Consider the following 22,077-nt stretch of genomic DNA (forward strand, 5'->3'; position numbering starts at 1 on the left):
CAAACTCCCTGCGCTCGCCTGCGGCTCGCTGCGGTCAAACAGTGTCGACCAAGTCAGTTCACGAAGCGCGCCTGCGGCGCGCGCCCCGGGGCGTCTGCGCTCCTCGGCGCCCCCGACAGCGCCGCCAGCCCCAGTCCACTCAGGCCTTGGCTGCATCCACCGGTGGCGTTCTGCGACGGGCAGGGAGCAGTCTGCTAAGCGTTAAGAAGATACTTAACTGAGAAGTCAAAACAACTGACTTCCTCTTATCAAAGGGTCTTTCTAGCATGCGTTCCATCGCATCCCAGACGGAGACCCGCACCATGGACCAATCGAACCGCTACGCCGACCTCAGCCTGCGCGAGGAGGACCTGATCAAGGCCGGCCGCCACATCCTGGTGGCCTACAAGATGAAGCCGAAGGCGGGGCATGGCTATCTGGAAGCGGCTGCTCACTTTGCGGCAGAGTCCTCTACGGGAACGAACGTCGAGGTCAGCACCACCGACGAGTTCACCAAGGGTGTGGATGCGCTGGTCTACTACATCGACGAGTCGAACGAGGACATGCGCATCGCCTATCCGCTGGACCTGTTCGACCGCAACATCACCGATGGCCGGATGATGATGGTCAGCTTCCTGACCTTGGCGATCGGCAACAACCAGGGCATGGGCGACATCCAGCACGCCAAGATGATCGACTTCTGGGTGCCGCCGCGCGCCATTCAGCTGTTCGACGGCCCGAGCAAGGACATCTCCGACCTCTGGCGCATCCTGGGCCGCCCGGTCCAGAACGGCGGCTACATCGCCGGCACCATCATCAAGCCCAAGCTGGGTCTGCGTCCTGAGCCCTTCGCCAAGGCGGCCTACGAGTTCTGGCTGGGCGGCGATTTCATCAAGAACGACGAGCCGCAGGGCAACCAGGTCTTCGCGCCGATGAAGAAGACCATCCCGCTGGTCTACGACGCGATGAAACGCGCGATGGACGAGACCGGCGAGGCTAAGCTGTTCTCGGCCAACATCACCGCCGACGACCACCACGAGATGATCGCCCGCGGCGAGTACATCCTGGACACCTTCGGCCCCGACGCCGACAAGGTGGCCTTCCTGGTGGATGGCTATGTCGGCGGCCCGGGCATGATCACCACCGCCCGCCGCAATTTCGCTGGCCAGTACCTGCACTACCACCGCGCTGGCCACGGGGCCGTCACCAGCCCCAGTGCCAAGCGTGGCTACACCGCCTACGTGCTGGCCAAGATGTCGCGCCTGCAGGGTGCCAGCGGCATCCACGTGGGCACCATGGGCTACGGCAAGATGGAAGGCGAGAAGGACGACCGCGCCATCGCCTACATCATCGAGCGCGACAGCTACCAGGGCCCGGTCTACCACCAGGAGTGGTACGGCATGAAGCCCACCACGCCGATCATCTCGGGCGGCATGAATGCGCTGCGCCTGCCGGGTTTCTTCGAGAACCTGGGCCACGGCAACGTCATCAACACCGCCGGTGGCGGCAGCTACGGCCACATCGACAGCCCGGCGGCCGGCGCCCGCAGCCTGCGCCAGGCCTATGACTGCTGGAAGGCCAAGGCCGACCCGATCGAGTGGGCCAAGGAGCACCAGGAATTCGCCCGCGCTTTCGAGAGCTTCCCGAAGGACGCCGACGCGCTCTATCCGGGGTGGCGCGAGAAGCTCGCCGGCGTCCACCGCTGAGCTGCACCATGGACCCGCTGCACGACTGGCGCATCACCGCCGAGCCTCGCTACCAGCCGCAGGGCGACGAGGTGGCGCTGTTCGAAGCCGCCTGGGCCGCCCGGCTGCCGGTGATGCTCAAGGGCCCCACCGGCTGCGGCAAGAGCCGCTTCGTCGAGCACATGGCCTGGAAGCTGGGCCGCCCGCTGGTCACCGTGGCCTGCAACGAGGACATGAGCGCCGCCGACCTGGTCGGCCGCTTCCTGCTGGAGCCCGGCGGAACCCGCTGGCAGGACGGCCCGCTGACGCTGGCCGCCCGCCATGGCGGCATCTGCTACCTGGACGAGGTGGTCGAGGCTCGGCAGGACACCGTGGTGGTCATCCACGCGCTGACCGACCACCGCCGCCAGCTGCCGCTGGACAAGAAGGGCGAGCTGCTGCGCGCCCACCCCGACTTCCAGCTGGTCATCTCCTACAACCCTGGCTACCAGAGCCTGGTCAAGGACCTCAAGCCCAGCACCCGTCAGCGCTTTTGCGCGTTTGATTTCGACTATCCCGCCGCAGCCCAGGAAGCCGCGGTGCTGGTGGCCGAGACCGGCGTGGCCGCACCCCTGGCCGCGCAACTCATCGAGGTGGCCCACGCCGCGCGTCGGCTCAAGGGCCACGGGCTGGCCGAGGGCATCTCCACCCGGCTGCTGGTCAACGCCGGCACGCTGATCCAGCGCGGCGTGGCACCCGCGGCCGCCGCCCGCATGGCGATGGTGCAGCCGATCACCGACGACGCCGACATCCGCGAATCGCTGGAACACGCGATCGACGCGCTGTTGACCTGACATGCTCGCGCCCCAGGCCAGCACCCGCCACCCCCTCTGGCGCGAGCGCCTGGGCCGCGTCTTCCCCGAGGTGGAGGCGGTCTTTGACGACGCGCTGGACCGCGGCCTGCCGTTGCTCAGCGACACCGGCGCCGCCAAATGGATGGATCTGTGTGCCTGGCTGGCCCGCCTGGGCCGCGGCCCCGAGCCGGTGCTGGCCGCGCTCGAAGCCTGGCCCGAGGTGGCCGCCGTCGCGGGCGAGGCGGCTTACCACCCGCTGCGCGAAGCCATCGGCGCCTTCCAGAAGTCGCCCAACGGCCGCGCCATCGCGCCGCTGCTGCAGAGCCTGCCGGCGGTGGCGCGGCGCCTGCCGTCCGAGCCCGCGCTGCGCCGCTACCTGCAGCTGGTGGTGGGGCTGATGCAGCGCACCAGCGTGTCCATCCACGGCCGCCACGCCACCGAGCCCAGCCCCGGTCTGCCGGCGCTGCTGCAGGCCGCGCCGCGTCTGGTGGCCCAGGTGCCGCTGGAGGGCCTGGCGCGCTGGATCGAGGCCGGCATCCGTGCCCACGGCGGCCATCCGCAGCGCCAGATCGCCTTCTTCGCCGCCGAGTCCGATGACAGTCGCGCGCTGCTGCAGCGTGAGCGCCACGGCACGCTGCTGATGGACCTGCAGCGCCGGCTGCAGTGCACGCTGCAATCACTGTGGCAGTGGGACGCGACGCTGGTGCCGCAACCCGTGGACGCCGAGGCACCGCTGCCCCAGCCTTGGCTGGCCAACGACGGCGACGCCGACACCCCGCTGTGGGGCCTGCGCCTGCCCGAGGTGCTCGACACATTCAACGGCGTCAGCGCCAGCACCCGCTATCGCCTGATGATCGGCCACCTGGCGCTGCACCGCCGCCACGGCCAGGCGCTGGTGGCCGACAACTGGAGCCCGCTGCAGCGCCTGGCGGTGGAGTGCTTCGAAGACGCCCGCATCGACCGCCTGCTGCTGCAGCGCTGCCCCGGCCTGCGTGGCGCGATCCTGGCACTGCACCCGTGCCCACTGCTCGACAGCGTCGACGAATCGCATCAAAGCGGCCTGCGCGTGCGCCTCACCCGCCTGTCGCACGCGCTGCTGTTCGGCGCGCCCAAGGACGAGCTGGAGGACCACACGCTGGCCGCCTTCGATGCGGCGCTGGCCGAGGGGGCCGACAGCGCCGCCATGGCCCGCCTTGCGCTGGCCTGGGCCGCCCGCAGCCGCCGCGCCAGCGACCAGTTCGCCGACGTCGTGTTCCGCGACACCCAGGTCGACTGGCGCGACGACAACCGCCACCTCTGGCGCTTCATCGAGGACGGCGACGAAGAACAGGCCTTTGACGACGAGGCCCGGCGCCCGCCCCCGGCCGATGAGCAGGGCCTGCCGCCACGCCGCCACCCCGAATGGGACGAGGCCGCGCAGCAGCTGCGCCCCGACTGGGTCAGCGTCTACGACCATCTGCAGCCCGCCGGTGATGCCTCAGAGATCGAGTGCCTGCTGCAACGCCACGCCGGCACCGCGCGCCATCTGCAGCGCCTGTTGCAGCACCTGCGCCCGCAAGACCGCGCGCGCCTGCGCCGCCAGGACGAGGGCAGCGAGTTGGACCTGGACGCCGCGGTGCGCGCCCTGGTCGACGCCCGCGCCAGCGGCCAGGCCGTGGACAGCCGCGTGCAGATGAGCACCCGCCCCGAAGGCCGGCGCTTCGCCGTCACGCTGCTGCTGGACCTGTCCGCCTCGGTCAACGACCCGGTGCCCGGCGCGGCGGGCGAGACCGTGCTGTCGCTCAGCCGCGCCGCCGTGGCCTTGCTGGCGCAGGCGGTGGACGCGCTGGGTGACCAGCTGGCCATCGTCGGCTTTCACTCCAACACCCGTCATGAGGTGCGCCTGTGGCACCTCAAGGGCTTTGGCGAGCGCTGGTCCGACGGCGCCCCCGCCGCCCGCCTGGCCGGCGTGCAGGGGGCCTTCAGTACCCGCCTGGGTGCCGCGCTGCGCCATGCCGGCGACGCGCTGCTGGCCCGCCCCGCCGACCAGCGCCTGATGCTGGTGCTGACCGACGGCGTGCCCAGTGATGTCGACGCGCCCGATCCGTTGCACCTGGTGGCCGACGCCGCCCACGCGGTGCGCACGCTGGCCGGCCAGGGCCTGCCGGTGCACGCGGTCAGTGTGGACCGCGCCGCGGACGACTACCTGCGGCGCATCTTCGGCAAGCGGTTCAGCGTGGTCGACCGGGTGGAGCAATTGCCGCGGCGGCTGCCGGAAGTCTTCGCGGCGCTGACCCGCTGACGCACCGCGCATCCCGCGTTTGCCAGTCTGGCGGCGCGCCCGGGTGGCCCGCAGAATCGTTCGCATCCGTCGTGCCATCCCGGCCGCCGGCCACGACCACAGCGAGAGGATGCCGGCCATGATGAACACCCCCACCCGTTTGGATGCTTCGCCCATGCTCCACCAGGAGCCGGCACGTCGCGCGCGCCGATGGCTCCGGACATGGACGCTGGCGGGTGGACTGCTGGCCGCGGCGGCCTGCCAGGCCGCGCCCTACACCTTCACCGAGCTGGGCACCCTGGGCGGTACCTCCAGCAGCGCGATCAGCATCAACACTGCCGGTCAGGTGGTGGGCTGGAGTCAGATGCCCGATGGCTCCCAGCGGGGTTTTCTGTGGCAAGCGGGCACGATGACCAACCTGGGCACGCTGGGCGGCAGCAGCAGCGCGGCGCAGTCGATCAATGACGCCGGCCAGATCGCCGGCTACTCGCTGCTGGCGGGCGACCGCGACCTGCACGTGGTGCGCTGGGACGGCCTGACGCCCACCGACCTGGGCACGCTGGGCGGCACCGCCGGCTATGGCAACGGGATCAACGCCAAGGGCGACGTGGTGGGCGAATCCACGCGCACCGGCGACTTGCAGTCGGTGGCGGGCCGCTGGAGCCAGGGGCAGGCCACCGACCTGGGCACCATCGGTGGCCAGACCAGCGCCGCCTATGCGGTCAACACCCGGGGCGTGGTGGTGGGCTACAGCAGCACCGCGGGCGACAGCGGCACGCGCGGCGTGGTCTGGGACCAGGGCGCGGCCACCGCGCTGCCCACGCTGGGCGGCAACCTGGGCTTTGCCCTGGGCATCAACCGCAGTGGCACCGTGGTGGGCTACGCCAGCGTGCCCGGTGACACCGCGCTGCGCGCGGTGAGCTGGACCCTGGGCGTGGTCACCGACCTGGGCACGCTGGGCGGCGACAACAGCCTGGCCCAGGGCATCAACCGACGCGGCCACATCGTCGGCGCCAGCCAGGCCACCGGGGGGTTCTTCTACCGCGCCACGCTGTGGAAGGGCCAGCGCGTCATCGACCTGAACGACCTGCTGGACGCGCCCACCCGCGCTGCTGGCTGGGTGCTGACCAGTGCGACGGCCATCAACAACCTGGGCTGGATCGTCGGCCAGGCGCAGAACACCCTCAGCGGGCAATCGCGGGCGTATCTGCTGACGCCCTGAGGGGCCCTCACCGGGCGTAGGATGGGGCCATGCGCGCCCTTGCTCCTGCCACGCTGGCCCTGCTGCTCTGCGCCTGAGCCACGCCATCCCGCTGGACCCCCGGCGAGCCGCTGAACGGCGTGGTCGCCCGCCTGGGCTATCCCACCTATGAATTCCCCGGCGAGAACGGCCAGCGCGTGCTGGAGTACGCCACCGGCCCCTTCGGCAAGTTCACCTACCAGCTGCGCTTCGCCGCTGACGAGCGCCTGCTGTCGGCCGAGCAGGTGCTGACCGAGGCGAACTTCGCCACCATCGTGGCGGGCATGAGCACCGAGGATCTGCGCCGGCGCATCGGGCCGCCGGCCAAGCGCTTCCGCGTGGCGCGGCCGCCGCAGACGGTCTGGGCCTACCGCTACGACGCGCCCTTCTGCCAGTGGTTCATGGTGGGCGTGGGCGACGATGGCCGGGTGATGGACACCGCCTACGGGTCCGATCCGGCCTGCGAGGTCAACGACGGCGACCTGCTGTCCATGGGCCGGCGGCGCTGAGCGGCGTCGGGCTCAGCCCTCGGCGGTTGGCTGCAGCCACGGCCGGTCATGCTCGGCCAGGTAGTTCTCGCCCTCTTCAATGATGAAGTAGCGAAAGGCCTCGGCCGCGGGTGACAGCACGCGCGAGGGCAGGTGCACCACGTTCCAGGTGCGGATGACCGGCGTGTCCTCCACGTGCACCAGCTCGATCTCGCCCGCGCGCAGCTCCAGCCCCAGCGTGTGCAGGCTCAGGAAGCTCAGGCCCATGCCGGCCATCACCGCCTGCTTGATGGTCTCGTTGCTGGGCATCTCCATGGCGATGCGCGGCTCCACGCGGTGGGCCTGGAAGAAGCGGTCCATCAGCGCGCGGGTGCCGCTGGCCGGTTCGCGCACGATCAGCGGGTAGTTGGCCAGCGCCGACACCGGCGGGTGGCCGCTGCGGAAGATGGGGTGCTTCGGCGGCGCCACGAAGACATGCGGGTGTGCGGCAAAGGGCTCGGCGCGGGTGGCCAGCTCCTTGGGCGGTCGGCCCATGATGGCCAGGTCCACCTCGGCGGCGGTCATCATGGTCAGCAGCTGCTCGCGGTTGGCGCCCACCTGCAGCTTGACCTCCACGCCAGGGTGCTCTTCCCTGAACCGGGTCAGCAGCCGCGGCACGAAGTACTTGGCCGTGCCCACCATGCCCACGGTCAGGATGCCGGTCTCCAGTTTGCGGAAGCGGCTCATCGCCACATCGGCGTCCTTCAGCGTGGCCAGCAGGCGCTTGGCGTAGACCAGGAAGTACTCGCCGGCGGTGGTCAGGCTGACCTTGCGGCCCTGGCGGTCGAACAGCGGCAGCTCGATCGCCGCCTCCAGCTCCTTGACCTGCATCGTCACCGCAGGGGGCGTCAGATGCAGCGTCTCGGCGGCACGCACAAAGCTCAGGTGGCGCGCCACCTCCGTGAAAACCCGGAGCTGGCGGAAGGTCACGGTCTTCATTAAGTTCTCCTGAATCAGGAGCCAAATATCAATGAATTTACCTTAAACATCCACGTTCCTACATTCGATCCTCATCAGCCCGTCCCTTCGGGCCACACAGCACCAGGAGACCCGCCATGCCACTGTCCAACCGCAGCACGCTCACCCAGTACCTGATCGAGGAGCGGCGCCGCTTTCCCGGGGCCAGCGGTGCGCTCAACGCGCTGATCCTGGACGTGGCGCTGGCCTGCAAGGCGATCGCCCGCGCGGTGGCCTTTGGCGAGCTCGGCGGCGCGATGGGCGATGCGCTGCCCGATGCCAAGGGCGGCGAGATCAATGTGCAAGGCGAAGTGCAAAAGCGCCTGGATGTGGTCAGCAACGAGGTCTTCATCCGCCGCAACGAGTGGAGCGGCCTGCTGGCCGGCATGGCCTCTGAAGAGATGGAGCTGCCCTACCAGATCCCCGGCAGCTACCCGCGCGGCAAGTACCTGCTGGTTTTCGATCCGCTGGATGGCTCCAGCAACATTGACGTCAATGTCTCGGTGGGCAGCATCTTCTCGATCCTGCGTGCGCCCGACGACGTGATCAAGAGCGGCCGCGATGTGACCGAGGCGGACTTCCTGCAGCCCGGCGCCACCCAGGTCGCCGCTGGCTACGCGCTGTACGGCCCCACCACCATGCTGATGCTCAGCGTGGGCAACGGCGTGGCCGGCTTCACGCTGAACCCCAACCTGGGCGAGTTCATGCTGACGCACAGCGATGTGCGGGTGCCGGCGGACACCAAGGAGTTCGCGATCAACGCCTCCAACAGCCGCTTCTGGGAGCCTCCGGTCAAGCGCTATGTGGACGAATGCCTGGCCGGCGCCACCGGCCCGCGCGGCAAGGACTTCAACATGCGCTGGATCGCCAGCATGGTGGCCGAGGCGCACCGCATCCTGATGCGCGGCGGCGTCTTCATGTACCCGCGCGACATGAAGGACCCGTCCAAGCCCGGACGCCTGCGCCTGCTCTATGAGGCCAACCCGGTGGGCTTTCTGATGGAGCAGGCCGGTGGCCGCGCCTCCACCGGCCGCCAGCCCATCCTGGGCGTCAAGCCCAGCGGCCTGCACCAGCGCATCGGCCTGGTGTTCGGCTCGAAGAACGAGGTCGAGCGCATCGAGCGCTACCACCACGAGCCCGCCGCCAAGGAAAGCGCGAATCCGCTCTTCTCCGAGCGTTCGCTGTTCCGCGACTGACGCACCGGCCCGCACCGCATTCGATTCACAGGAGACCCGCCATGTCAGAACGACATCCCATCATCGCCATCACCGGCTCGTCCGGTGCCGGCACCTCGTCGGTGACGCGCACCTTCGAGAACATCTTCCGCCGCGAGAGCGTCACTGCCGCGGTCATCGAGGGCGACAGCTTCCACCGCTACGACCGCCTGGAGATGCGCAAGCGCCAGGCCGAGGCCGAGAAGGCCGGCGACAAGCACTTCAGCCACTTCGGCCCCGAGAACAACCTGTTCCCCGAGCTGGAGCAGCTGTTCCGCAGCTACGCCGAAACCGGCAACGGCAAGCGCCGCAAGTACCTGCACGACCCGGTCGAGGCCGCGCCCTACAAGCAGGACCCGGGCACCTTCACGCCCTGGGAGGACCTGCCCGAAGGCACCGACCTGCTGTTCTACGAGGGCCTGCACGGCGCGGTGGTCACGCCCGAGATCAACATCGCCCGCCACCCCGACCTGCTGATCGGCGTGGTGCCGGTGATCAACCTCGAGTGGATCCAGAAGCTCTACCGCGACAAGAACGTGCGCGGCTACAGCGCCGAGGCGGTGACCGACACCATCCTGCGCCGCATGCCCGACTACGTGCACTACATCTGCCCGCAGTTCGCGCACACGCACGTCAACTTCCAGCGCGTGCCGGTGGTCGACACCTCCAACCCCTTCATCGCGCGCGACATCCCCACCCCCGATGAGTCGATCTGCGTGATCCGCTTCGCCAACCCCAAGGGCATTGACTTCCCCTATCTGCTCAACATGGTCAACGACTCGTTCATGTCGCGCGCCAACACCCTGGTGGTGCCGGGCGGCAAGATGGAGCTGGCGATGCAGCTGATCTTCACGCCCTATATCTGGCGGATGATGGAACGGCGCAAGCGCGCCCTGGGAGCGCTGTGATGGCCAGCACCTCCAACGACCGGGTGGTCCGCCCCGACAACGGACAACGCAACCTGCTGGCCAATGCGCTGCGCGCACTGGCGATGGACGCCGTGCAGCAGGCCAACTCCGGCCACCCCGGCGCGCCGATGGGCATGGCCGAGATGGCCGAGGCGCTGTGGCACCGCCACCTGAAGCACAACCCGTCCAACCCGCAGTGGTGGGACCGCGACCGCTTCGTGCTGTCCAACGGCCACGCCAGCATGCTGCTGTACGCGCTGCTGCACCTCACCGGCTATGCGCTGCCGATGGACGAGCTGAAGAAGTTCCGCCAGCGCGGCAGCCTCACGCCCGGCCACCCCGAGGTGGACCACACGCCGGGCGTGGAAACCACCACCGGCCCGCTGGGCCAGGGCATCACCAATGCGGTGGGCATGGCGCTGGCCGAGAAGCTGCTGGGCGATGAGTTCAACCGCCCCGGCCACGCCATCGTCGACCACCGCACCTGGGTCTTTCTGGGCGATGGCTGCCTGATGGAGGGCATCAGCCAGGAAGCGATCTCGCTGGCCGGCGCCTGGCAGCTGGGCAAGCTGGTGGCCCTGTATGACGACAACGGCATCAGCATCGACGGCGGCGTCACGCCCTGGTTTGCCGATGACACCGCGGGCCGCTTCCGCGCCTGTGGCTGGAACGTCATCGGCCCGGTTGATGGCCATGACGTGAACGCGCTGGACGCGGCCATCACCGCCGCCAAGGGCCAGCGTGCTCAGCCCACGCTGATCATCTGCCGCACCACCATTGGCAAGGGCTCGCCCGCCCGCGAGGGCACAGCCAAGGCGCACGGCGAGCCGCTGGGCGCGGCCGAAATCGCCGCCACCCGCGAGGCCCTGGGCTGGAGCGCCGCGCCCTTCGAGCTGCCGGCCGATGTGGCTGCGCAGTGGGACGCGCGCGGCCGTGGCGCCGACGCCGAGGGCGAGTGGCGTTCGCGCTGGGCGGCCTACCGCAAGCTCTTCCCCACCGAGGCGCGCGAACTGGAGCGGCGCATGGCGGGCGAGCTGCCTGTGGGCTTCGAGGCTGACTGGATCAGCGCCGTCGCCGCGGTGCAGCAGCGCGGCGAGACCGTGGCCTCGCGCAAGGCCTCGCAGCAGGCGATCGCCGAGCTGGGGCCACGCGTGCCCGAGCTGCTGGGTGGCTCGGCCGACCTCACGGCGTCGAACCTCACCGACTGGCCGGGCTGCGGCGCGGTGCGTGGTGGCGAGGCGGGCGGGCGCCACATCAACTACGGCGTGCGCGAGTTCGGCATGTCGGCCATCATGAACGGCATCGCGCTGCACGGCGGGTTCATCCCCTTTGGCGGCACCTTCATGACCTTCAGCGACTACAGCCGCAACGCCATCCGCATGGCGGCGCTGATGAACCGTCGCGTGGTGCACGTGCTGACGCACGACTCCATCGGCCTGGGCGAAGACGGCCCCACCCACCAGCCGGTGGAGCATGCGTCGTCGTTGCGCCTGATCCCCAACCTGGATGTCTGGCGCCCCTGTGACGCCGCCGAGACCTTCGTCGCCTGGGGCCATGCGCTGATGAGCAAGCGCCGGCCCAGTGCACTGCTGCTGTCACGCCAGAACCTGCCGGCCCAGCCGCGCACGCCCGAGCAGACCGCGGCCATCCACCGCGGCGGCTATGTGCTGTCCGACCGGCCGCAGCCACGTGCGGTGATCGTGGCCACCGGCTCCGAGGTGGCGCTGGCGATGCAGGCGCAGGCGCTGCTGGACGAACGCGGTCTGGCGGTGCGCGTGGTGTCCATGCCGTCCACCAGCGTGTTCGATCAGCAGGACGCTGCCTGGCGCCAATCGGTGCTGGGCCGCCACCTGCCACGCGTGGCAGTGGAGGCGGGCAGCAGCAAGCTGTGGGCCGCCTATGGCTGCAGCGCGGTGCTGGGCATCGACCGCTTTGGCGAGTCGGCCCCGGGCCCCACGCTGATGAAGGCCTTCGGCTTCACCGCCGATCACCTCGCGGCCCTGGTGGCCGAGGAGATCGAGCGCGAGCCGCAGATCGAGCGATCTTCCAACTGACCGGGGCCTTGCCATGCGCTACAGCGTCATCACTTTCGACCTCGACGGCACGATGGTCGACACCGCCGACGAGATTGCCGAAGCGGCCAACCGCACACTGGCAGAGTTTGGCGTGCCCCGCCAGGACCCGGCCCTGATCACCGGCTTCATCGGTCATGGTGCCCGCCACATGATGATGCGGCTGATGGCCCACGTGCTGCTGGAGCAACCCGAGCGCGCCGATACGCTGCGCCCCGACGCGGTGCTGGCCCGGCTGGACGCCCACTACGGCGCCACCGCCGGCCTCAGCGCCAAGCCCTACCCGGGTTGCCGGGATGCGCTGCGCACCCTGCGCGAGCACGGCGTGCGCGTGGCCTGTCTGACCAACAAGGAACACCGATACGCCACCAAGGTGCTGCGCAGCTGCGGCCTGGCCGACCTGCTGGACTACGTGGTGGGCGGCGACCTGCTGCCGCAGAAGAAGCCCGACCCGGCCGGCCTGCACCATGTGCTGGGCGTGCTGGGCGGCCAGACGCACCGCGCCGCGCACGTCGGCGATTCACGCACCGATGTCGAGACCGCCCGCGCGGCCGGCGCCGAGGCCTGGGCCGTGCCCTGGGGCTACAACAGTGGCGAGCCGATCCAGCTGGCCCACCCCGACCGCGTCTTCAACAGCCTGCCCGAGATCGCCGAGCTGGTGGTCGAGGCCAACCGCGCCTGGGGCTACGCGCCCGCGCTGACCTGATCCTCCTGCATTGAAGAGATTGTCATGACCCTCAAGATCGGTATCAACGGCTTCGGCCGCATCGGCCGCATGGTGTTCCGCGCCGCCATCCAGAACTTCGCCAAGGACGTGCAGATCGTCGGCATCAACGACCTGCTCGAGCCCGACTACCTGGCCTACATGCTGAAGTACGACAGCGTGCACGGCCGCTTCAAGGGTGAAGTGAGCGTTGATGGCAACCACCTGGTCGTCAACGGCCAGAAGATCCGCCTGACCGCGGTGAAGAACCCGGCCGAGCTGGCCTGGGGCGACGTGGGCGCCGACATCGTCATCGAGTCCACCGGCCTGTTCCTGACCAAGGAAACCGCCGAGGCCCACCTGAAGGCCGGCGCCAAGAAGGTGATCCTGTCGGCCCCGTCCAAGGACGACACGCCGATGTTCGTCTACGGCGTCAACGACAAGACCTACGCCGGCCAGGCGATCATCTCCAACGCCAGCTGCACCACCAACTGCCTGGCCCCGGTGGCCAAGGTGCTGAACGACAGCTTCGGCATCCAGCGCGGCCTGATGACCACGGTGCACGCCGCCACCGCCACGCAGAAGACCGTGGACGGCCCGAGCAACAAGGACTGGCGCGGCGGCCGCGGCATCCTGGAGAACATCATCCCCAGCAGCACCGGTGCCGCCAAGGCGGTGGGCGTGGTGATCCCCGAGCTGAACAAGAAGCTCACCGGCATGGCGTTCCGCGTGCCCACCAGCGATGTGTCGGTGGTGGACCTGACGGTGGCGCTGAACAACGAAGCGTCCTACGCCGACATCTGCGCCGCGATGAAGGCCGCCTCTGAGGGCGCGATGAAGGGCGTGCTGGGCTACACCGAGGACAAGGTGGTGGCCACCGACTTCCGCGGCGAGTCCTGCACCTCGGTGTTCGATGCCGAGGCCGGCATTGCGCTGGACAAGACCTTCGTCAAGGTCGTGGCCTGGTACGACAACGAGTGGGGCTACTCGAACAAGTGCCTGGAGATGGCGCGCGTGATCGGCAAGGATCTGGCATGAAGGTGCTGCGCTTTGAAGACCTGGTCCGCGACGGCCAGGCCCAGGGCCAGCGCGTCTTCATCCGCGCCGACCTGAACGTCCCACAGGACGACGCCGGCAACATCACCGAAGACACCCGCATCCGCGCCTCGGTGCCCTGCATCGCGATGGCGCTGCAAGGCGGCGCTGCGGTGATGGTGACCAGCCACCTGGGCCGCCCCACCGAGGGCTCCTTTCTTGCCCAAGATTCGCTGGCCCCGGTGGCCAAGCGCCTGGGCGAGCTGCTGGGCCGCGAGGTCAAGCTGGTGTCCAACTGGGTCGACGGCGTGGCCGTGCAGCCCGGCGAGGTGGTGCTGCTGGAGAACTGCCGCGTCAACAAGGGCGAGAAGAAGAACAACGAAGACCTGGCGAAGAAGATGGCCGCCCTGTGCGACATCTTCGTCCACGACGCCTTCGGCACCGCCCACCGCGCCGAGGCCAGCACCTACGGCATCGCCCAGTTCGCCAAGATCGCCTGCGCCGGCCCGCTGCTGGCGGCTGAAATTGACGCGATCAGCAAGGCCCTGGCCAACCCGAAGCGCCCGCTGGTGGCGATTGTTGCGGGCTCCAAGGTCAGCACCAAGCTGACCATCCTGCAGAGCCTGGCCAAGAACGTCGACGGCCTGATCGTCGGCGGCGGCATCGCCAACACCTTCATGCTGGCCGCCGGCCTGAAGATCGGCAAGAGCCTGGCCGAGCCCGATCTGCTGGGTGAGGCCACCGCGGTGATAGCCGCGATGAAGGCGCGCGGCGCCGAGGTGCCCATTCCTGAGGACGTGGTCACCGCCAAGGCCTTCGCGGCCGATGCGCCGGCCACCGTCAAGGCCGCCACAGACGTGGCCGACGACGACCTGATCCTCGACATCGGGCCGAAGACGGCGGCGAAGCTGGCGGCGCAGCTCAAGGCCGCGGGCACCATCGTCTGGAACGGCCCGGTGGGCGTGTTCGAGTTCGACGCCTTCGCCAAAGGCACCGAGGCCATCGCCCGCGCGATCGCCGAATCGGACGCCTTCAGCATCGCCGGCGGCGGCGACACGCTGGCCGCGATTGCCAAGTACGGCATCGAGCAGGACGTGGGCTACATCTCCACCGGCGGCGGCGCCTTCCTGGAGGTGCTGGAGGGCAAGACCCTGCCGGCCTTCGAGATCCTCAGCCGCAGGGCCGCCTGACAACCCATTTGCAACCAGGAGACTTCCATGGCACTCATCTCGCTGCGCCAGATGCTGGACCACGCCGCCGAGCACGGCTACGGCGTGCCGGCCTTCAACGTCAACAACCTCGAGCAGATCCACGCGATCATGCAGGCCGCGCAGGCCACCGACAGCCCGGTGATCCTGCAGGCCAGCGCCGGTGCGCGCAAGTACGCGGGTGAGGCCTACCTGCGCCACATGGTGCTGGCCGCGATCGAGACCCACCCCGATATCCCGGTGTGTCTGCACCAGGACCATGGCGCATCGGCCGCGGTGTGCATCCAGGCGATCCGCTCGGGCTTTTCCAGCGTGATGATGGACGGCTCGCTGATGGAGGACGCCAAGACGCCGGCCAGCTACGACTACAACGTGAACGTCACCGCCAAGGTCTGCGAGATGGCCCATGCGGTGGGTGTGAGCGTCGAGGGCGAGCTGGGCTGCCTGGGCTCGCTGGAGACCGGCGATGCCGGCGAGGAAGACGGCGTCGGCGCCGTGGGCAAGCTCAGCCACGACCAGATGCTGACCGACCCGACCGAGGCCAAGGATTTCGTCGCTCGCACCGGCGTGGACGCGCTGGCGATCGCCATCGGCACCAGCCACGGCGCCTACAAGTTCACCCGCCCGCCCACCGGCGAGGTGCTGGCGATCGACCGCATCGCGCAGATCCACGCCGCCATCCCCAACACCCACCTGGTGATGCACGGCAGCTCCAGCGTGCCGCAGGAGTGGCTGGCGATCATCCGCCAGTACGGCGGCGAGCTGAAGGAGACCTACGGCGTGCCGGTGGAGGAGATCGTGCGCGGCATCGGCAGCGGTGTGCGCAAGGTCAACATCGACACCGACATCCGGCTGGCGATGTTCGGCGCCATGCGCCAGCTCTTCGCCACCCAGCCCTCAGAGTTCGATCCGCGCAAGGCGCTGGCCGCGGCCACCAAGGCGGCCCAGGGCATTTGCCAGGCGCGCTTCGAGGCCTTTGGCTGCGCCGGCCAGGCCAGCAAGATCAAGCCGGTCGCGCTCGACGCGATGGTGCGCCGCTACCAATGAGCGCGCGATGCTGAAGGCCTTGCTGTGGGATGTGGACGGCACGATCGCCGAGACCGAGCGTGACGGCCACCGCGTGGCCTTCAACCTGGCCTTTGCCGAGCTGGGCCTGGACTGGGGCTGGGACGAGCGGCGCTATGGCGAGCTGTTGCACGTGACCGGCGGGCGCGAGCGCCTGCTGGCCGACATGCGCGCGCGCGCCGATGCCCCGGCCAGCGCCACCGAGCGCGAGGATCTGGTGCTGCGCCTGCATGCCGCCAAGAACCGCCACTACGCGGCGCTGGTGGCGCAGGGGCGCATCGACGCGCGTCCCGGTGTGCTGGGCCTGATGCGCGAGGCCGCTGCGGCCGGCCTGCGCCAGGCCATCGTCACCACCACCAGCCGCAGCAATGTCGACGCGCTGATGCCGCGCCTGCTGGGCGAGGACTGGCCGGTGCTGTTCGAGGCCGTTCTGTGCGGCGAGGACGTGGCCCGCAAGAAGCCCGACCCCGAGGTGTACGACCGCGCGCTGGCGCGGCTGCGGCTGGACCCGTCTGAGGCGCTGGCCATCGAGGACTCCACGCCCGGCGGCCAGGCGGCGCAGGCCGCAGCCGTGCCGGTGATGCTGCGCCCCAGCGTGTACTTCCCGGCGGTCGACCTGCCCGGCGCCTGGCGCGGCTGGATCTGCGCGCCACAGGACAGCCTGGGCGTGGCCACGCTGCGCGAGCGCCACGCGGCCTGCACCGCGCTGGCTCAGCGCGGCGTGTAGACCGGCGCGCTGGCGCCGGTGGCCGGCGGCGGCACGGCCGGGCGGGCCGACAGCACCGGCGGCGGCAGCGTGGGCCCGGCTGGCGCCGTCTGGCCCGCACCGGCGCCCACCTTGCTGACCCGGGCGCGGTAGCCGTCGCTGACCACGCTGACCGCATCGCCGGGCTGGAAGACTTCGGCGCCCTGACCCTGCACGATCATGCGCTTGTCGCCATTGCGCATCTGCAAGGTCAGCTCGATGCCGTTGCTGCGGGTGGCATCACGCTCGATCGCGTTGCCGATCATCGCGCCGGCCACGAAGCCTACGATGCTGCCCACGAAGCCGTCACGGTAGCCGCCGATCTGCGAGCCCGCGACGCTGCCGGCGATCGCCCCGATGGCCGAGCCGCCACCACTTTGCCGGCCATCAATCACCACCGGCCGCACGGCCACCACGGTGGCCTCCTGCACCGATTGCAGGCGCTGGGTCTGGTAGGACGGAACCCGGTCAGGGTGCGTGACGACACAGCCCCCCAACGTGAGGGTCAGCAGGGCCAGAGGCAGCAGTCGCGAAGGGGTCATCATGGGGCAACGATCGGTGGACGCGTCAGGTTGACAGGGGAGATTGTCGGCCGGCGCCGCGGGGGGCGCATGTCGCGGGTGTAAACAGCGGTGTCGGGCGGGCGAGGTCCCTTGGACAGGGGGGCGCCGGGCTGGGAGCCGCGCTCATCTGGGAGTATTCTTGCCCACCCCTGTGCTGCCCCGAGATGCGCGGAGAACCCGAGATGGCCGACAAGATCCTCACCGAAGCCGAATGGAAAAAGTTTGCCAAGGGCCGCAGCTACAAGGACGCGGCCCTGCTCAAGGCGCTGGGCGACTTGGCCAAGGCCGAGCGTGCCGGCCCCGACGCCGTGCTCAAGGCCCTGGATGAGCTGGACAAGCAGGCTGATGCGCTGGCCAAGGCGAACAAGGCCGACAAGGAGCTGGCCAGCCAGGTGGTCGATATCGGCAAGGCAGTGGCCAAGCAGCGCAAGCTCTCCGAGCAGGACGCCAAGGCGGCTGCCAAGGCCCAGGAAGAGGCCGAGGACGACGAGGCCAGCCCGGCCCAGCTGACCACCAAGCTGATCCCGCTGATGCGCGAGGTCCGCAAGGGCAATCCGATGAATGCGCTGATTGCGCTGGGCGGCCCGCTGGCGGCGGTGATGCTGTCGCGCCGGCCGATCACCGCCAGTGCGCGCAAGCTGCTGGCGGGCGAATTTGATGGCGGCAGCATCAAGTACTTCCCGGCACAGTGCATTTTCGAGGCCAACGCCTACACCTTTGTGCTGGAGACGCTGCCCGCCGGCATTGCCAAGAAGCTCAAGGCGGCGTTGCTCAAGCAGACCGAGCAGCGCTACAAGGTGCGCGCCCGCGGTGCCGACCCCAATGAGGTGGACGACGACGGCGACCTGGTCGAGACCGAGGACAGGGCGGCCGATCCCGCGGCGGCGGCGCCCGCGCCCGCGCGCGAGGTGCCTGCGGCAGAAGCGGCCGCCGCGGCGCGTGCCGAACGTGACGAACGCACCGAGCCCGCCCCGGCTGAGGCGCCGGCCCAGGCGGCCCCCGCCGCCCCTGCCGCCGCCCCTGCCGCCGCGCCCGCGCCCGATCCCGAACAGGCCCGCTTTGACGCCCGCCTGGGCGAGATGCGCGCGGCCATCGACCGCTTTGCGGCTTCCGGTGCGGCCGAGGTGGCCAAGCTCAAGCCGCTGCTGGACTTCGCCACCGGCAAGGCGGCGGATGGCCTGTACCGCGCCGCCCACCAGGGTCTGGACGCGGTGGCCAAGCTCCTTGAGAAAGCGGCGGCGGCGCCCCGCGCCGAGGCGCCGTCCGGCGCTGAGGCCATGGCCGGCTTCAAGGCCCGAATCACCCAGCTCACCGCCACGCTCAAAAGCGCCCTGGAGGCCGGCCGCGATGGTGCCGCCGAACAGCGCGCCCGCATGGCGCAGGCGGTGGCGGCCGCGGGCAAGCAGGCCTTCGACGAGGCCCATGGCCTGCTGGATGGCATCGAGGCCTGGCTCGCCACGGCCGCCGCATCGGCCGGTGGCGGGCTGGTCGCGCTGCAGCAGAGCCGGCTGGCCTGGGATGGCTTGCGCCAGCGCGTCGGGTCGCAACTGGACGCGCTGGAGCAGGCCGTGATCCAGCAGGTGCGTGCCCACAACGCCGACACCGAGAACGAGGACGAGTTCGACGAGGCAGAGCTGACCGCCGGCCTGCGCCGCCTGCATGGCCTGCTCGATCGCCTTGACACCCGGCTGATCGACAAGCTCGACGAGGCCCTGGCGGCCAGCGGCGCCGAGCGCCAGCAACGCCACCGCGAGGCCCAGGCCATCGTCGCCGAGTACCGCGCCTTTGTGGCTTCCGACCCGCTGATCGCCGAGATCGACGACAACGGCTTCCTCGACACCGACATCCGCACCGAGGCGGAACAGACCTTGTCGCAGCTGGCCGAGCGCCTGCAGGCGGCCTGAGGACCCCAGGAGAGATCACCGCGATGAAGCTCACTGCCCTTCAGAAACAGTTCATCACCGGCAAGCTGGGCGTCCAGCCGCGCAAGCGCACCGGCCTGTTCAAGAGCCCCGATCAAAAGACCGACGAGGCGATCGGCAAGGCCGCCGAGAACTACACCCGGCGCGAGGGCAAGGTGCTCACCGACCTGGCCACGCTGGAGAAGTCGGGCAGTCTGGGCGGCCTGATCGCCAGTTTCGAGAACGAGGTCGGCCAGATCCAGAACCGCATCCGGGGCGCGCTGCGCGACGCTGGCGAGGCGGTGCTGCGCGAGGCCTACGAGGCCCTGGACGCGATCAAGAAGGCGGTGCGCAAGGAAGTCGAGGCCGAGAAGGGCAACCCCGGCTTCGTGGCCAAGCGCGAGGCGGTCAAGGTGCTGCTCGGCCAGCTCGATGCCCACGCCCAGGCGGCCCACGTCAAGCCCTGGACCGACCAGGCGCGCACCGACTGGAACGAGGCGATCCGCCTGAACGACGCCAAGCAGTACCCGCAAGCCACGGCCAAGATCGACGCCGCCAAGAAGCGTTGCGACGAGGCCCTGGCAGCCGCGGGCAAGTTCAACGACTACCGCATCGCCCGCGCGCCGGCCACTGGGACCTTGAAGACCATGGCGGACATGTACGCCACCGCGGCCACCTACACCGGCTACCAGAACCAGCTCAACGCGGCCGACGCCCAGGCCACACTGGCCACTGGCCAGTACGACCAGGCCATCGTGGCTGTCAAGGCCATCGCCAAGAACATGGCCGCTGACAGGAAGCGCTGGCTGGAGCAGGAACTCAACGATGCCATCAACAACCTGCAAAGCGCGCCGCAGGCCGATTTCATCAAGGACGACTGCATCAAGACGCTGCAGACGCTGCTGGCCAGCGTGCCGGGCAAGGTGGCGGCCGGCGACTATGCCTCGCTGAACCTGATGTCGACGGCGGTGGGCGAGTTGAAGCAGCGTGGGCTGGACATCACATTGCGGCGAGATGTCTTCGTCAAGGCCCGCGCCGCGGCCGTCAGCGCGCTGGCGCCGATCAAGGCCTGCGCCCCGCTGACCGCGCGTGCCGGCGTGCTCGAGACCCGCCTGACCGCCGAGGCCGACCCGGCGGCGGCGCTGACGGCCCTGCGCTTCGAGGAAGCCACCGCCATCTGCGAGGCCGTGCGCACCGAGGCGCTGGCGCTGGCCCCGTCCGCCGGCCTGGCCACTGCGGCCCTGAACGACCTGGCCGGCCTGGACAAGCGCCTGGAGGCCCTGGAGAAGCTGGCCGATGGCCGGCGGCCTCAAGCGGCCATCGAGGCCCTCAAGGCCTTGCGCGCCCAGGCCGGCGAGCGGGTCAAGCCCGAGGTTGCCGACTGGCTGGGGGCGCGCGTCTTCATCGACCGCCTCAGCGCCGAGATGGCCAGTGCCGAGACGCTGGCCAAGCAGCTGGAGGCCACGGCGGGCGCCGCCGAGGCGGCCCGGCCCGGGGCCGACGCCACTGCGCTGGGCAAGGTCATGGAGCAGCTGCGGACCGAACTCACCCAACTGGCCCAGCCGCCCATCGCCGATGCGCTGTCCAAGTCGCTCAAGGCCGCCGGCGCCAGCCTGGACAAGGCCCAGAAGCTGGTGGGCGAGGGTACGCTGGACAAGGCGGGCGAACTGATCGCCCAGGTCGCCAAGGACATCGCCGCCGCCTGGGCCAGCCACGAGGCCCAGCGCAGCGCCGAGGCGGGCCTGACCCTGCTGCGTGAACGTGTCAAGACACTGGGTGAACAGGTCAAGGCCGGCAGCTTCAAGGCGCTGGCGGGTCAGCACGGTGAGCTCAAGACCTTGCTGGCTGCCGCCGAGAAGGCCCACAAGGCCGGTGACGCCCCGGCCACCCAAACAGAGATCGCCGCCGCCCTGGCCCGGGCGGGCGAGATCGACCGCTGGGTGGCGGACATCCAGGCCTTTGATCTGCGTGCCACCGACCTGGGCCAACGCAGCCAGGATGCCAAGTCGGGTGGCGCCGATGTCCGGGCGATCGACGCGTTGATCAAGAAGGCCGCCGACGCGCTGGCCAAGCTCGACCTGGCCGGCGCGCGCCAAGGGCATGACCAGGCCGAGGCCGAACTGACTGCGCTGCGGGTGGCCTCGCTGGCCCAGGCCAATCCCAATGACCCGGCGGTGGTGGCGCAGGCCGAGGCGCTGCTCAAGCTGCCCGGCGGCGAGAAGAAGCTCGATGCCTTTGTCCGGTCGCTCGGCTCGGAAGCCGATTACGCCTTGATCTGCAAGCTGGCCGAGAAACGCTTTGGCATCCAGATGGGTGACCGGCGGGTCCAGCAGACCCAGCCCGATGGCACCACCGTGACGCTGGCCAGCCACAGCGACCGGGGCAAGGCCACGATCACTGCCCAGGGCATGTGGGAGGCCTTGGCGCAGGTGCCTGGCGGTCACGCCAAGCAGCCCAGCCTCAAGAAAGTGTCGCTGGAGAAGCCCTACAGCGGCGGCGGTGCGTTCAATTGGGTCGACAAGAAGGTCATCATGAACGGCCGGCCCGATGACGGCAAGACCGAGAAGTTCGACGCCGACACGCGCATGGAGGCCCTGGGTCACAACAACCAGGATGACTACGCGCCGATCGACGCCACGCCCAAGAACCTGTTCAACATGACCGCGCTGCACGAGATCGGCCATGCGGTGGACGACCGGCTGGGCTTCATGAACAGCAAGATGGGGCAGGACGCCTTCGGAGGCTGGCAGGTCTACACCGATCTGGCGCCGATCGCCAAGGCGGTCGCTGCCGCCAAACAGTTCGATGAGACCTTCGTGCGCCAACTGATCAACGGCCAGGATCCGGCACCCGCCGTCATGCCGGCCGACTACGCCGGTGGTGCCGTCAAATGGGAGAAGGCCCGGCAGGCGGTGCTCGATTGGTACACGGCGGCCACCACCGGCCAGATCTGGTACAGCCATGCCGACTCCAAGGCGGCGGCGATCGGTGACGTGGTCTACCAGGAGGCCTACCCGGACAACTGGGTCAGCTACAAGCTCGCCGAGCGCGCCAAGGGGGTCACCGGCTACCAGTGGCGGGCGCCAGGTGAGTGGTTTGCCGAGATCTACATGTGCTGGCACGGCGGCAAGCTGGACAAGAACACGCATCCGTTCAAGGACTGGCTGAACGCCCTCTGAGGA

The 22,077-nt window shown here is 69.6% G+C and carries 17 protein-coding genes; 15 read left to right on the plus strand and 2 right to left on the minus strand.

Annotated features, from left to right (window positions below; all coding sequences use genetic code 11):
- Positions 1–302 precede the first annotated feature (302 nt).
- From KAK06_RS21615 to KAK06_RS21635, 5 genes are all read left to right on the plus strand, one after another.
- Entirely contained in the window at positions 303–1,685 is a 1,383-nt protein-coding gene (locus KAK06_RS21615) for a ribulose-bisphosphate carboxylase (RefSeq protein WP_210804239.1), read from the plus strand.
- Between the two features lie 8 nt (positions 1,686–1,693).
- Positions 1,694–2,497: a CbbQ/NirQ/NorQ/GpvN family protein gene (locus KAK06_RS21620; RefSeq protein WP_210804241.1), complete on the plus strand. Its 804-nt coding sequence runs from the start codon at positions 1,694–1,696 to the stop codon at positions 2,495–2,497.
- A 1-nt stretch (position 2,498) separates the two neighbouring features.
- Positions 2,499–4,778: a nitric oxide reductase activation protein NorD gene (locus KAK06_RS21625; RefSeq protein ID WP_210804242.1), complete on the plus strand. Its 2,280-nt coding sequence runs from the start codon at positions 2,499–2,501 to the stop codon at positions 4,776–4,778.
- 118 nt (positions 4,779–4,896) lie between these two features.
- Positions 4,897–5,979 carry a hypothetical protein gene (locus KAK06_RS21630; RefSeq protein ID WP_210804243.1) on the plus strand — a complete coding sequence of 361 codons (1,083 nt, stop codon included), beginning with the start codon at positions 4,897–4,899 and terminating at the stop codon, positions 5,977–5,979.
- A gap of 119 nt (positions 5,980–6,098) precedes the next feature.
- Positions 6,099–6,506: a hypothetical protein gene (locus tag KAK06_RS21635; protein ID WP_210804244.1), complete on the plus strand. Its 408-nt coding sequence runs from the start codon at positions 6,099–6,101 to the stop codon at positions 6,504–6,506.
- Between the two features lie 12 nt (positions 6,507–6,518).
- Here KAK06_RS21635 and KAK06_RS21640 read toward each other — a convergent pair whose 3' ends face one another.
- On the minus strand, positions 6,519–7,463 hold the full coding sequence (locus KAK06_RS21640; RefSeq protein ID WP_210804246.1) for a LysR family transcriptional regulator: 945 nt from the start codon (positions 7,461–7,463) through the stop codon (positions 6,519–6,521).
- Positions 7,464–7,579: 116 nt separating this feature from the next.
- Here KAK06_RS21640 and KAK06_RS21645 point away from each other — a divergent pair, with 116 nt between their 5' ends.
- The 8 genes from KAK06_RS21645 to KAK06_RS21680 are packed head-to-tail and all read left to right on the plus strand — an operon-like array spanning position 7,580 to position 16,413.
- On the plus strand, positions 7,580–8,677 hold the full coding sequence (locus KAK06_RS21645) for a class 1 fructose-bisphosphatase (protein ID WP_210804247.1): 1,098 nt from the start codon (positions 7,580–7,582) through the stop codon (positions 8,675–8,677).
- Positions 8,678–8,718: 41 nt separating this feature from the next.
- On the plus strand, positions 8,719–9,603 hold the full coding sequence (locus KAK06_RS21650) for a phosphoribulokinase (protein ID WP_210804249.1): 885 nt from the start codon (positions 8,719–8,721) through the stop codon (positions 9,601–9,603).
- Entirely contained in the window at positions 9,603–11,657 is a 2,055-nt protein-coding gene (gene tkt, locus KAK06_RS21655) for a transketolase (protein ID WP_210804250.1), read from the plus strand. The genes KAK06_RS21650 and tkt overlap by 1 nt, the downstream gene beginning before the upstream one ends.
- A gap of 13 nt (positions 11,658–11,670) precedes the next feature.
- Positions 11,671–12,381: an HAD-IA family hydrolase gene (locus KAK06_RS21660; RefSeq protein WP_210804251.1), complete on the plus strand. Its 711-nt coding sequence runs from the start codon at positions 11,671–11,673 to the stop codon at positions 12,379–12,381.
- A gap of 24 nt (positions 12,382–12,405) precedes the next feature.
- Positions 12,406–13,416, plus strand: a complete 1,011-nt coding sequence (gene gap / locus KAK06_RS21665) for a type I glyceraldehyde-3-phosphate dehydrogenase (protein WP_210804252.1) — start codon at positions 12,406–12,408, stop codon at positions 13,414–13,416.
- Positions 13,413–14,603: a phosphoglycerate kinase gene (locus KAK06_RS21670; protein WP_210804253.1), complete on the plus strand. Its 1,191-nt coding sequence runs from the start codon at positions 13,413–13,415 to the stop codon at positions 14,601–14,603. Before gap ends, KAK06_RS21670 begins: the two co-directional genes overlap by 4 nt.
- 27 nt (positions 14,604–14,630) lie before the next feature.
- Positions 14,631–15,668 (plus strand): class II fructose-bisphosphate aldolase, encoded by a 1,038-nt coding sequence (gene fba / locus KAK06_RS21675; RefSeq protein WP_210804254.1) that lies wholly within the window; start codon positions 14,631–14,633, stop codon positions 15,666–15,668.
- Between the two features lie 7 nt (positions 15,669–15,675).
- On the plus strand, positions 15,676–16,413 hold the full coding sequence (locus tag KAK06_RS21680) for an HAD-IA family hydrolase (protein ID WP_210804255.1): 738 nt from the start codon (positions 15,676–15,678) through the stop codon (positions 16,411–16,413).
- Here the strand turns inward: KAK06_RS21680 and KAK06_RS21685 are convergent.
- Complete coding sequence (locus tag KAK06_RS21685; RefSeq protein ID WP_210804256.1) at positions 16,398–16,976, minus strand: outer membrane lipoprotein; 579 nt, start codon at positions 16,974–16,976, stop codon at positions 16,398–16,400. The two genes, KAK06_RS21680 and KAK06_RS21685, sit on opposite strands and share 16 nt — an antisense overlap.
- Before the next feature lie 200 nt (positions 16,977–17,176).
- On the opposite strand from KAK06_RS21685, the gene KAK06_RS21690 reads away from it, so the two are divergent.
- Together KAK06_RS21690 and KAK06_RS21695 are read left to right on the plus strand one after the other, a co-directional pair.
- Positions 17,177–18,898, plus strand: a complete 1,722-nt coding sequence (locus KAK06_RS21690) for a hypothetical protein (RefSeq protein ID WP_210804257.1) — start codon at positions 17,177–17,179, stop codon at positions 18,896–18,898.
- Positions 18,899–18,921: 23 nt separating this feature from the next.
- On the plus strand, positions 18,922–22,074 hold the full coding sequence (locus KAK06_RS21695) for an ATP-binding protein (RefSeq protein WP_210804258.1): 3,153 nt from the start codon (positions 18,922–18,924) through the stop codon (positions 22,072–22,074).
- The last annotated feature ends 3 nt before the right edge of the window (positions 22,075–22,077 follow it).

It is taken from the genome of Ideonella aquatica, from assembly GCF_018069755.1.
Taxonomy (GTDB): Bacteria; Pseudomonadota; Gammaproteobacteria; order Burkholderiales; family Burkholderiaceae_C; genus Ideonella; species Ideonella aquatica.